Here is a 13,246-nt window from a genome sequence, read left to right as displayed (position 1 = left end):
CGCTGTTTGTTCTTCCTTTTCCAAAAACCAGACCTTTTGGATCGCTCTATAAAAAATGCTGCATCCAAATATTCGGCTCGATATATACGACTTCTTTCTTTTCTACGTCAACCTGCACGGGAACTAATGCGTCTGGAATGATGTACGAACCGGACTCCGGGAATTTCATCCCTGTCCAGCCTTCCCATTGCGTCAAGCTTCCTCTGATCAGCATGGATTCCGGCGCCACCTGCATGATCGTCGCTCCCAGTTTCCAATGTGTGCGCACCCACGGATCAAACGGAGCGTCATCGGTCGTTTTCCACTGAACATACTTGTCCATTGGCGTGAGTGGGTACTTGTGCTTGAGTGATGGACGTACAGGCGCCACCAAGTACGCCAAACCATTTTCCTTGGCGATATCCTTCATCGCCATAACCATCTGCTTGCTGAGACCGAGGCCGCGATAGTGGGGATCGATGGAGATAGAGAGTGCCGATAACGCGTTTGGCTGTTTTTCTTGGCGGTAGTCTTCAATCCCTTGCAGAAAGACATCATCCCAGCCTTTTGGCAGCCCTTCCGCAGTGCCATCCCAGTAAAATGGAATCGCATTTCCTACAGCCATCAGCTTGTCAGCCTCGTCCGTCAGCATGAATTGATAAGGAGAGAACCAGTCATACAGATGACCGTAATATTCGTTAGCCACTTCGTCATTCAGCATGAAGGCAGACCAGCTTGCTTCGATTAGTGCATCAGCTTGATCGTTTAAATCCGATCTTTGTGCGAAAGTGTAGATGTTGTATGACATGCTTGGAATCCTCCTACGACCTCAGATGTCTAGCTTCCCATCTATTCCCTATTCGATTTTCTTCTACATTTTCCTCTTGTGGTGTGTCACACAATCGCTCCATCTCTCGTTATATGGTCAAACCAAACGAGGAGCTGATTGGCATGAAAGAACGAACATGTGTGATTGTCGGAGGCGGGTACGCAGGTATCAACGCGCTAAAAGCCGTTCGCGATACGTGCAAAGGACGCCCGATCCGCTTCATCTTAATAGATAAAGAGCCTCATCACCTTCGCAAAGTCCTGTTGTTCAAACCAGCTGCTGCCAAAACGGATATCTCGATTCCGCTAAAAAGCCTGTTTCCAGAGGGCGTCGAATTCGTACAAGGTACAGTCACATCGATCAAAGGGCAAGAGAAAATCCTCTTACTTCGGAACAAAAATGGTCAAGAGCACGCATTGCCCTACGACATGCTCATCCTGGCAGTAGGAAGCGTCATTCGCCAACCGGAGCCAGAACAAGGCGGCATCGCTTTGACGGGCGTCGAGACGGCCGAGGCGGTTCGGGAAAAGTGGCTTGCCAACATGCGCCAAGCCGTCCATGAGAAGCAGCCGTCCGAACGCGAGCGATTGTTGACCATCGCCGTTGCAGGAGCAGGCATCAGCGGGATGGAAACCTCCGCGGAGCTGGCTTTCGCTATGCACGAGGAAGCGAAGAACCTCGGCATCCATCCTGATGAAGTCAAAGTCTATCTCATCAACGCACAAGATCGTTTGTTTACCGAAGGCCCTCCCAAAATGGGGCGCAAGCTGGAGAGTGCACTCACGGATGGCGGTGTAACCATTTTGCATGGTCAAAAGGCACTTCATGAGCAGAATGGACTCGTAACACTATCTGGAGGCCGCACGCTTGCTGTCGGACTATGCGTCTGGTCGCTCGGATTGCAACCCAATCCCGCATTGCGCAGCATGGGCGTGCCACTGACCACACACGGCCAGGTGGTCGTCGATGAATCCTATCGTGTAGCGGGAACGCCGGGGGTGTACAGTATTGGCGATTGTGCACGCATCGTAGATCCAGCCAGCGGGCAAGCAGATACGATGACATGCAAGGAAGCCTCCGGACAGGCGATGCGTTTGGGCAAAATTGTGCTGGCCGACTTGGATGGCACCCCTGCCCCCGCACACAAAAGCTACATGGACATTTACTGCGTCGGACTCGGCCCTGAACGCGGAATGGTTTGGACGAGAAAATGGGGACTCGATATCATTTTGACAGGAAAATTGGGGTGGAAGCTTCGCCAGTTCACCTGGAATGTTGCCAGCATGATAAAATAGGAAAAAATAGGGACGTACGAAGACACAAGAGGAAGTGACACAGCGATGGAGGCTCTGTACAAACAATATAAGGGGCTCATGTTCCACCTCGCCTATCAGATGCTCGGCTCGGCCACGGATGCGGAGGATATCGTGCAGGACGTATTCGTGAAGGCCCATGCTGTCTCTCTGGAACAGATGCCCGAACCGAAGGCTTACCTGTGCAAAATGACCACAAACCGCTGCCTCGATTTGTTAAAATCGGCCCGCAAAAAACGGGAGCTGTATACTGGACCATGGCTACCAGAGCCCATCTCTACCCCTGATGCAGACGGCTATGATTCTGTCATTACCAAAGAGTTGCTATCCTACGCAATGCTCGTCCTGTTGGAGCGGCTATCTCCCCCAGAACGAGCGGTGTTCGTCCTGCGAGAGGCCTTTGATTTCCAATATGACGAGATTGCCGAGCTGGTTGGAAAAAGCGAAGCGAATTGCCGCAAGATCGTTAGTCGGGCGAAAAAGAAAATGGGGATGGACCCTGAGGCACCTCATTTCACCCCAGAAAAAGAGCTCGGCGAAGAATGGATCGGCCGTTTTCTGTCTGCGCTGGAGCACGGAAATGTCGAGACATTGCTCACTCTGCTTGCCACAGATGCCGTATTGCTCTCCGACGGCGGCGGTAAGGTCACCGCAGCCCTGCATCCGATCTTGTCTGGCAAACGCGTGGCTTCCTTCTTACTCGGCTTGATGCGCAGCTTCTCGAAGCGTCCAGATTTCTCTGTAGAGCTCGCACCTTTGAACAACGAGACCGGGTTTGTGATCAGACAAGACGGCAAGATCGACACCGTGGTGTTTTTGCATATCGAACACGGAGTTATTCGTAACCTCTACTTTGTCAGAAATCCTGATAAGCTAAGATTCATCGTGTCGTAGTCATCAAAACGAAAAGCCACCATGATCAGGTGGCTTTTTTTGTATGTGTTTCGATCGGTCTTATTCGACGGTTACCTCAATCGTCACTTCTTTTCCGTCGTAGCTGGCTGTCAGTGTTGTGTTACCAGTGGAAACTGCCGTCACTTCACCATTGTCTACAGTTGCAACCTCAGGATTTTCCGATACCCATTCTACCCCTTCGGAAACCAATTCTGTATACCCTCTCTCATATTCGGCATGAACTCGGAGGGTAAAGGTCTCTTCTGGAGAAAGACCTAGTATATAACGATTCAGCTTTAACTGTTTCGTCTCTTTTTCATCGACCACCAAAACTTTTGCTCGCATGTACTTATTGTCGTACTTGGCAGTCACATAAGCTTTTCCGTTCTTTCCTGCTTTGACCTCACCGTTACCAAACACTTCTAGTACATCTGGATTGCTCGAAGTCCAAGTAGCTTTTTCTGTTACATCCCTACTGCTCTTGTCCCGGAAGAAAGCTGTTAGGGTCAACTGCTTCTCCTGTTCTGATTCCAACACAAGCGTTTGCTCGGACAATTCGATAGACTTGACAGTCAATCCCGAAATGCTCACCGGAATCGTAAGCTCCTCCCCTTGATACTGGACGGTAATGATAGACTCGCCTTCTGTTTTCCCAGCAGTAATGCGTCCTTTTTTCAAAGAGATCAGATCATTGTCGATGTTGTACGTAGTTTCTTTGTCTTTCGAAATATCCTTGCGCTTTTTGCCGTCTACCACATACACCTTGAGGTTTTTAGACTGATTTGGCTTTATCGTCAGTTCCTCAGGGGACGCTTCCAGGGTAAAGGTTACTTTTCGCTTCACGGTCACTTCTGTAGTTGCTGTCATGTTCCCGTCGAGGGCTCTTACGGTAATCGATGTCTTCCCTGCGCTTTTTGCTGTTACGTTGCCTTCCTTGTCTACCTCTGCTACTTCAGGGTTGCTACTGGTCCACTCTACAGCTTTGTAGGAAGCGTACGTTGGCTGGATCGTAGCATGCAGCTGGACAGGCTCATCCCCGAGTGTCATAGTGAATGCCTCTTCCGCCAGTGTTACTTCGGAAACCGGATAGTATGAAGGCTGCGGTGGTGGCGTCGGCTTATTCACGACGTTCACGATGCGTGTGACAACGTCAGCTTTGTTCCCAGCCGAATCTTTTGCGTGATACTTCAGTGTGTACGTCCCTGTTTGGATAGGAACGATGTGACCTTGGACCTCAGCCTCCAAGCCACTTTCTCGGTCTGTGATGGTTACGCCAGGATCAGTGAATAGGGTTCCTTTGTACAGCGTCATCGTCGCATCGCCCTTTAAGGTAATGACCGGTGCTGTCTTGTCGATGCGGACCTCCACTTTTTCCTCTTCACTCATCTTTTGCGAACCGTTAACCTGAACAGCGACAACCTCTGTGATTCCTTCGGTCGACACTTTTATTTTGTCAGTGTATGTTTGCCAGGAGCCATTGTTCAGCTTGTACTGAATGGTATTTCCCAGCTCACCCACCATGGTTACTTCCACATCCTGATTCGTCCAGTCGTTATGGCTAAGGGTCATGACTGGCTTGGATGGAGTAGCTTCGACAGGCGTAATGGCGTTGGAAGGTGCAGAAGGAACGGATTCCCCTATTTCATTTGTTGCGGTGACTGTAAATGTGTACTCCGTGCCATCGTTCAATCCTTCAACGGTAATCGGGCTGTTTGTCCCGGTAGCCGTCAAGTTTCCAGGATGGGAGGTAACCGTGTAGCTCGTGATTCGTTTTCCATTTGGATTACCAGACTGGAAACTTACAATGGCACTGTTTTTTTCGAGCGTTGCCTCCACATCTAATGGGGCCTCAGGCTCTTTGATGTTGAATAAGCCAAATTCCATAATATTTGGATTGAAACCATCATTCGTATCTGTAAAATTGACTCTGACATAACGACTCTTAACAGGAGCAGACAATAATAGAGATGTATTGTATGACTGATTTCCTGTTACTTTCGCATTTACATCTGGAATATCAGAAAAATTGATTCCGTCACTGCTTATTTGTAACGAATAATCCTTGTTACGATCAATCGCTGCTTCTACTTCCCATAAACGAAACTCAGTCTCTTCCCCCAAGTCTACCTGGAACCATCCCGTACGACCTGTATCACTTATCCAACTACTCTCAATCCCCACCTGACCATCTACAGCTTTGTCTGGTGAATAGGTTTGATAGTGCCCGCCGGATGTAACGGTTTTCCCAGAAGCCAAATTCTCTGCTCCAAAAGCCGCAAAAGCAGGACTCTCGATCCCCAACGTCAGGAGAACGAGACAAAGGAAGGTAGCTAATCCTTTTCGAAAATGGAGAGGTTCTTCCTTTCGCTTCGATTCTCTGTCTTTTTCGCTAGTCATTTTCATGCCTCCTAGTCTTGTACTTGTAGTCGGCACCTAGCGTATCAAACGATTCTCACAAAAATCTCACAAACCTCCATCGAAATCAGCTACCTTCATTTCTTGTCTCTTATATCTAGTCAGTCCTTCCATAATCGCGTAGTTTCCACGAGTACCTCATCCTCAAATTCCATTTTGTAAATATCAGGCTTGGACGTCTTTAATAAAAAGGCCAAGTCGTACTGATTGTCAAAGTACCCCATCATCAGTGTCATAACGGCGCCATGCGTTCCTATTACAACTTTCTGCTCTCTATATTGCTCTAAAATCTTTCGCAACGTTCTTACCGCACGATTCTGGCAAATTCGGATGGATTCTCCCCCAGGCAACGAAAAGTCTGGCTCAGCAAACATCTGCTTTACTAGTGGGTATACTTCGTTATCGGCCATGATTTGATCATTTCCTATAAAAACGAGTTCTCTCAGCTCTTCAAAAACGACGATCTCTTTCCCTACGGACTGGGCTAGTTCTTCTATAGTTGCCATTGCCCTTTTATACGGACTTGAAATGAACGCATCTATTCTCTCGCTTTTCAACAATTGAGAAATGAGATGGGCATCAGACCTCCCCTTATCAGTCAGCCCTCGTGTTCTCTCGTCACCTTCGGTTTTTGGTGATTCTCCATGCCTGACCATGTAAATAAAGGTTTTCATGAGTACCCTCCCGTGAAGTATTTCCAATCATTTCTTTCTGATACTTTCATCCCTGTACATGTATTACGAAAAATCCCCCTCTCCGTTTTCACCAGAAAGGGGGACCCTTTTACATTTTGAATCGATGCACGATCTCTTCCATCGTCTGCGTCAAGCCGACATTCCGTTCGGAAATAGACGTAATCTGTTGATTATTGTCCGCGATTATGCGAGATTGCTCCGTAATCGCCTCCACACTATGTGCACTTTTCTCCATGGAGTTCGTTACTTGCTCCACCACAGTAACCACATTGCTAATCGTTGAATTCAACTCTTCAAAAGAAGCACTGAATTCCGCCAGCAACGTATGGAAACGGTGTGCATCCATATTGTACTTCTCTGATGCTTCCATCATGCTATCGTAGTCAGGACTGACCCGCGTTTCGATGAAGTCCAATACGCTCGACGAATGAGTCGCCAGATTGTCTACGGATTCGCGCGCGACCTGAATAATGCGTTGAATATCGATCACGACCTCAGACGATTGCGTCGCCAATCTGCGTATCTCATCCGCTACGACAGAAAACCCTCTACCGCTGTCTCCCGCACGTGCAGCTTCAATCGCCGCATTCAATGCCAACAGATTCGTCTGCTCAGAGATCGTGAGTATCGCCTCTGCCAACAGGTTGATCTTTCCCATCGATTCCTTCGAGTCGGTGATCGCAATTTCTGTTTGGGCCTTCACATTCATATAGAGCTCTGTCGTCATTTTATCCGCAGCCAATGCATGCTCCCGCAAAGCAGTTGCCCGTGAGCTGACATCCTGCGCGGTCGCAGCCGCTTCTTCCGTTCTTTTCGTAATCGAGTGAATGACGGTCTCCATGTCGTTCAAGGTCGCATTCATCTCTTCTGTGGCCGCCATCGTCTCCTGCATATGGGCGAGCAAGATTCCCGTAGCCTCCGCGGTTCCGCTGGACTGCTCGCTTACTTTGTCAGTAGACTGCTTCGCGCTTTGCGCATTTTCAGCGACCGAGCGAGACACGGCTGTCAGCTTGCTCACAACCTCGCACAATTGCTCACGCATAACAATGATCGACTGTGCCGTCAATCCTATCTCATCCTGCATGCCCTGCTCGTTCACCGCCATTTTTTCCCGCAAATCAAATTGAGCCGTCTGCGTAATGATCTCCCTCATTTGATCAATCGGGCGGGTAATCCAGCGACTCAGCAGGAAGGATAGCAGCAACGCTCCTGCCACGGAACATACCAGCTTCCAGACAACGGACTCCAGATTGTCCGCCAGCTTCTGGTTCAGCTCCGTATTGTCATACACAATCTTGATGACACGTGATCGGCTGAGATCATTGGGATCTTTGCCCAGCTTGTACGGTACGAGGCGATAAGTGAGATCTTTCTCCTCTGTTTTTTCATGAAACTCTCTGATTTCTTGTGATTGGTATGCTTCCGTAAAAATCGGCAAGTGATGATCGATCACCCGCAAGGCTTTCCCGTCGCTCCCTGTTCTCCCCAAAGCGTAACCATCATGAGAAAAGACCAGAATGTCTTTTACCATGTCGTATTTCTCCGTGATCGCCTGCGACACAGCCAAGAAATTAAAGGTCTGGAAAAGAGAGCTGTCCTGCAAATTCACACTGACTTCAAACAGGTACTTCTGGTCAAACGTAGGGAGATAAGCGAATTTTTTAATTTGACCTGTATTGACCGCAACCTCCATGCCATCAGCAGAAAACTCATTTCCATTGATTCGCTTTTTCAACAGCTCCGTAAATGCCCCAGCATTGCTGAAATCAAGCCCAATATCGGTTTTGATGCTGGAATGAACGACCTTGATATTTCGGTCAATGATGAAAATATCCATCCCATACTGCTCACGCAGGACTGCATAGTCCCACGCCTCCACCGCTGGATTTTGCCGATAGTTGTTCGTTAATACTTGCAGTGTTTGCTGCATGCGGGTTTCCATGTCGTTCTCAAAAACGCCGTATGCCATATCCACATTCTTCACTGCATTCGTGACATGATCCTCTACCAGCTGGTACTGTATCGCTTGGTCAGAAATAATATTTGCCTTGAACTGAACATAGTCAATAATAGACAACACAATGGCTACCAGCATCGTAAATAGTGAAATCATCAAGGTAAGCTTAGTACGAAAAGACATCCACATTCGTTTCATAAGTCTGCTCCAAGAAGTTTTATTTTTAAACATAACTTAACATAATTTACCACACTTTAACTTGTCAATCTTTCCATGAATTTACTGTATTTTGGCAATATATACACTAGGATTTACCATTAACACCGTGCTTATAGTGTCAATGAACACCGTATGAACTTATGCCCAAAACCGCACTGCGCCGCCATTTGATATGTTAAAATCGGCTCGAACGAAGATGTTCAAAACGTATGTAGGAGGACACCCACATGCAAAATCGTCAAAACGAAATTATTATTCCTGAAAATCCTGTTTCACACTTCCTGTTCACCAGCACGAAATCGGCTGCGATCTGGTTGATCATCAGACTGTATGTCGGCTATGCATGGATTACTGCCGGATGGAAAAAAGTCCAGTCCGATAGCTGGACTGGAGATGCAGCTGGCGGCGCGATTCAAGGGTTCGTAAAAGGCTCCTTGGCAAAAGCAGCCGAAGGAAAGGACGTAACAGGGTGGTACGCCTGGTTCCTGGAAAATATGGTATTGCCAAATGCCAAGGTGTTCGGCTTCCTCGTTGCTTGGGGTGAGGTACTCGTCGGACTCGGCTTGATCCTCGGTTGCCTGACAGGGATCGCAGCGTTTTTCGGCGGCTTGATGAACGTCAGCTTTCTGTTCGCAGGAACGGTCAGCACCAACCCACTTCTTTTTGTTTTTGCCACTTGGCTCGTTCTGGCTTGGAAGGTTGCGGGCTGGTATGGTCTTGATCGCTGGGCGCTTTCGTATCTCGGAACACCTTGGACGAGAAAAGCGCGCGATGGTGTTTTGCCGATGAACAAGTAATCCTGTCTTTCCTCTCTAATGACAAAGCCACCTTTTGCGGGTGGCTTTTGTTGTTCCTACAGATCGATAGTTATTTAAGTAACGGACAAATTGTATGAATTTATTCCGACAGGTAACCGTGATTTCCGATGAATGTTTATACATTGTGTTGAATGACTGTCTGATTGCTGTGCATTATTCTTTTGAGGAACTATAAATTTTCTTATTTTTCAAATAATTCAACAGGAGGACTGTATGAACAAGTGGCTACTAGGCATTTCTACTGCTGTTTTGTTGTTTAGTCTCTCAGTCGGCTGTAGCTCGAAACCCGCCGACAATATCCAATCCCCTCCACCGCAAGCGACAGCAAAGCCTACTACCTCAGAGCCAATGGTCTTGCAATGGAGCATCACCGGGGAGCCGTCTACGATGGATGCTGGCATTGCAACAGATTCAACCTCAATGGACATGATCAATCTCACCTTCGAAGGACTGACCAGCGTCGACCGTCAAGGCCAGATGATCAACGCCATCGCGGAGAGCTACACGCATACTCCTGACTTCACTCATTTTACTTTTATCATTCGAAAGGACGCCAAATGGAGCAATGGCGATCCTGTGACCGCTCACGATTTTGAGTACGCCATCAAGCGCAATCTCGACCCCAAAACCGCTTCCGGCTACGCGTATCAGCTCTTCTATATCAAAGGGGGCGAGGACTTTTACACCGGAAAAGGCAAGCAAGAGGACGTCGGGGTAAAAGCAAAGGACGACTACACACTAGATTTCACCTTGCGCTCACCAACACCGTTCTTCCGCGAATTGACCTCATTCACTACCTACTACCCGCTTCATAAAAAGAACATCGAGAGCAACCCCCAGTGGGCAACAGAAGCCAAAACGATTGTCGGCAATGGCCCGTTTGTGATGGATAAGTGGGAGCACAAGTCCAAGCTCACCTTCAGCAAAAGCCCTACTTATTGGGACAACGCCAACGTCAAGCTAGATCAGATCCAAATTGTCATCATCGAGGATAACAACACCGCCCTGTCCATGTTTGAAAATGGCGACCTGGATTGGGGAGGTTACCCTTCCTTTGGCTTGTCGCCGGATGCGGTCGGACAGATCAAGGAAGAAGGCAAGCTGCTCGTCGCAGATAACCCCGGCACCAAAGCCGTCATCTTCAATACAGAGAGGCCCCCTTTTACCAACAAAAAAATTCGCCAGGCGTTTTCGTATTCTATCAACCGACAGCAATTGGTGGATAACATCCTGCAGACCGGTGTCCCGCCCGCTTATGGCTGGGTTCCCGTCTCCATGGGGTTGAATCCGGACGGCTACTTTAAGGAGGATGTGGCGAAGGCCAAGCAGCTCTTGGCAGAAGGCATGGAAGAGCTCGGGCTGTCTCAATTCCCTAAAGTCACGTACTACTATGACACCGGAGAAACAGACAAGAAGTTGGCTCAAGCACTCCAGGACGAGTGGAAGAAGACACTGGGAGTCGACATTGACATTCGCACCTCAGAATGGAAAGTGTTCAACGAGGATGTCCAAAATGGCAAGTACGACTTCGGCATCTGGCTATGGGGAGCCGATTTCAACGACCCGATCAATTTCCTCGAAATGTACAAGGACTTGGGTGGCAACAACGTCGTTCGCTTCAATAACAAGGAGTACCGCGATCTGCTGAATAAAAGCTACTATGAGACCGACGAGCAAAAGCGCAAGCAGCTGTTGTTTTACTCTGAAAGAATTCTCATGGAAGAAATGCCGCTGGCACCGCTGCACTTCCGCGGCAATGCTTATATAAAAAACGACAAGGTGAAGGACTTCGTGATCTTCCCTCTCGGCGGTTCCTACTTTAAATACGCGTATATTGAAAAATAACAAAGCGCGGGCATCCTCTCTATGCGAAATAGATAGAGAGAGATGCCCGCGCTTCCATCATAAATACCGAGCGATCATCCGAACTAACTTTGCAGGGAACTCATGCAAATTGGTAATATCCAAAAATCTTTCATTCCCATAGATTTCACTTATCACATCCTTGTCTTGACCGATTGCCGCTGCTAGAAAAGTAACTCCTTTTCGTTCATATTCCTGTATGGTCTGTTTCATATCTGTAACAGCGTAACTTCCGGTATAGTCATCCATTGCTTTCGGTTGTCCGTCACTTATGCTAATCAACAGTTTTGTTTTTTGGGGGGACGCGGCTAATCGTTCCGCCATCATTCTAAGAGCCATTCCATCGCGATTATTACTTCTCGCATGAATTCTCATTAACCTGAAGCGATCATTGGCATCCGCTTTATCGAAGTCGACATAGGCAAAGATCGACATTTGCTCCAATCTGGAAACATCCGCCGTATCGCCGTAGATCAAAATGGGGATATGACAAAGCTGACAATATTCATATACGGCGATCACTGCTCGTTTTGCTGCTTCTAATCTCCCGTAAGCTGACATAGATGCAGATTCATCAACCCTTAGGCCAACCACAAGAGTAGGGGATTCCGTTGGAGGACGTTTCTTGGCAAAATACTTGTAATCCCTGTAAGCAACGCTGTCTGCTTGAAATTTGCTGCCATAGTAACGATTCCTCGCAAAGTCGGAAGAGATCTCATGCTCCAGGTACGGAAGTGTCTTTCTGGCAATCTCTTGCACGATAGGCATGAGTCCTTGGCAAAGACGAACATATTCTTGTTGGTTTTCTTCATCGTAGTCGGGACGGTGAACAATGAGCTTTACTTTTTTATGAATCGAATCGGAAATGACCTCTCTTGCATCTCGATTCAGCTTTTTACGGAAATCGCGTTCCTTTTGTTTCGCTTCCTCTGACATGGATTCAGGATTTGCCTGATGATAGTTAGGAGAGCCATCTTCCCCCAAACCTGAACTTTCCATATGGGTAGAATCATCAGAGACACGGGAAGAGCTTTCGTCACTATCGGCAGATTTTTTCAATGCGATTCCCTTTTCCTCTCGATGATTGTCTTTGCCAAAATCAGTGTCGTCTATATCTCCCCATGTCCTGATCTCTATGGCATCGTCAGATTTTCGTTTTTTTTTTAGCTCAATCTCGGCTTCTTCCAAGCTGGCAAACAAACCTTGACTTTTTAGTGCTTCTTCCAAAAGCTTTATTTCTTCCGAATCGGTTGTGATCTTGTAGATGACCTTATAATAAAGGGATTCTTTTGCGGAAGCTCCTCCGCCAATCGCATCTGCCCAGTAGAAAAAGGAACGCATTCCAGCCACGCCCTTGATCGCATTGGCCCGCGCTGTTCTGTCTAAAACCATAATCATGTCCGCTAAAATACCCAACATCTTTCCATCTTGAAAACCAGTTTTGGCTATTACACGTTCGATCATGATTTCTTTGGTCGGCAGGTCCATCTTTTCCGTATGCTGAACCCTGTCGCGCAGCGCTTCGTTTAACGGTCTGGTTCCCGCATAACTGCGGTTTGTTGTGATAACCGCGATGAAGTCTGGGTGCCTGCGTATGATCTCGGTGGGAAGATTGATGCTGCCATCCAGCTCCAAGGCAGAGTTTAATGCCATTAACACCGCAGCATCACGAATCACGTTTGGTTCTTGGATTTCCAGAAGATAACCCTTTTGATAGGCTCTGACGATCTCCGAAGGGTAAAATCGATACTCAATCGCTTCACCATCGGTGTTTTCCGCTGCTGCAAGCTTCAGTAATTGCTTCATTTTTAAAGCTGCCTGTTCCTGTGTAATCCCCAGTGCATCCATTAAAATTTCAGCTATGCTTTGAAACCCATCGCTTTCATATAAAGCTTTCCATACCGCTTGCTCGGCAGGCTCCATTTTCTCTAAACGTTCAGAAGAAATTACGGGCAAAATAGCGCCAATAATATCCGATTTATCCATATCAGCAAAACAAGTCACTTTCGTATACGGCAACCCGAAATCAGCAGATAATGCTTTGGCTAGTTGTGTTTTACCAGAACCGGCGTCACCTTCTAATAATATATTGGCGATTTTCATTTCCCCGCGATTCCAGTTGCGTCTTATTTCTTTACGAATGCGCTGTTCTTCTTCACTGACCTTATGAGTGGAAGGCTTTTTCCAAACAAGCTTTTTTTCTGCATCCGTCAGCTGTCTTTCGGGTGACAAATCATATTTTTCATTTTCAATCATCCCATTTC

At 47.5% G+C, this 13,246-nt stretch carries 9 protein-coding genes; 4 read left to right on the top strand and 5 right to left on the bottom strand.

Going from position 1 to position 13,246, the window contains the following annotated elements; genetic code table 11:
• Positions 1-46: 46 nt before the first annotated feature.
• On the bottom strand, positions 47-787 hold the full coding sequence (locus tag POF51_RS25245) for a GNAT family N-acetyltransferase (protein ID WP_069851766.1): 741 nt from the start codon (positions 785-787) through the stop codon (positions 47-49).
• A gap of 143 nt (positions 788-930) precedes the next feature.
• Here POF51_RS25245 and POF51_RS25240 point away from each other — a divergent pair, with 143 nt between their 5' ends.
• A complete protein-coding gene (locus tag POF51_RS25240; RefSeq protein WP_271756286.1) occupies positions 931-2,103 on the top strand; it encodes an NAD(P)/FAD-dependent oxidoreductase in 1,173 nt (390 codons plus the stop codon).
• 45 nt (positions 2,104-2,148) lie between these two features.
• The gene (locus POF51_RS25235) at positions 2,149-3,015 is read left to right on the top strand and encodes an RNA polymerase sigma-70 factor (RefSeq protein WP_069851763.1); all 867 of its coding nucleotides are present in this window, start codon (positions 2,149-2,151) and stop codon (positions 3,013-3,015) included.
• A gap of 60 nt (positions 3,016-3,075) precedes the next feature.
• Here POF51_RS25235 and POF51_RS25230 read toward each other — a convergent pair whose 3' ends face one another.
• The 3 genes from POF51_RS25230 to POF51_RS25220 form a co-directional block, all read right to left on the bottom strand.
• Complete coding sequence (locus POF51_RS25230) at positions 3,076-5,412, bottom strand: Ig-like domain-containing protein (RefSeq protein ID WP_271756285.1); 2,337 nt, start codon at positions 5,410-5,412, stop codon at positions 3,076-3,078.
• A 119-nt stretch (positions 5,413-5,531) separates the two neighbouring features.
• Entirely contained in the window at positions 5,532-6,104 is a 573-nt protein-coding gene (locus tag POF51_RS25225; RefSeq protein WP_069851760.1) for a histidine phosphatase family protein, read from the bottom strand.
• A gap of 109 nt (positions 6,105-6,213) precedes the next feature.
• A complete protein-coding gene (locus POF51_RS25220) occupies positions 6,214-8,280 on the bottom strand; it encodes a methyl-accepting chemotaxis protein (RefSeq protein ID WP_069851758.1) in 2,067 nt (688 codons plus the stop codon).
• Between the two features lie 248 nt (positions 8,281-8,528).
• On the opposite strand from POF51_RS25220, the gene POF51_RS25215 reads away from it, so the two are divergent.
• Entirely contained in the window at positions 8,529-9,098 is a 570-nt protein-coding gene (locus POF51_RS25215; RefSeq protein ID WP_017251778.1) for a DoxX family protein, read from the top strand.
• Positions 9,099-9,332: 234 nt separating this feature from the next.
• A complete protein-coding gene (locus POF51_RS25210; protein WP_069851756.1) occupies positions 9,333-10,964 on the top strand; it encodes a peptide ABC transporter substrate-binding protein in 1,632 nt (543 codons plus the stop codon).
• Positions 10,965-11,021: 57 nt separating this feature from the next.
• On the opposite strand, the gene POF51_RS25205 is transcribed toward POF51_RS25210, so the two are convergent.
• Positions 11,022-13,238, bottom strand: coding sequence for an AAA family ATPase (locus POF51_RS25205; RefSeq protein WP_271756284.1), 2,217 nt, complete (start codon positions 13,236-13,238; stop codon positions 11,022-11,024).
• Positions 13,239-13,246 lie beyond the last annotated feature (8 nt).

The organism is Brevibacillus sp. AG (genome assembly GCF_028369215.1).
GTDB classification, from domain to species: domain Bacteria; phylum Bacillota; class Bacilli; order Brevibacillales; family Brevibacillaceae; genus Brevibacillus; species Brevibacillus porteri.
This window is presented reverse-complemented; position numbering and strand designations above follow the sequence as displayed.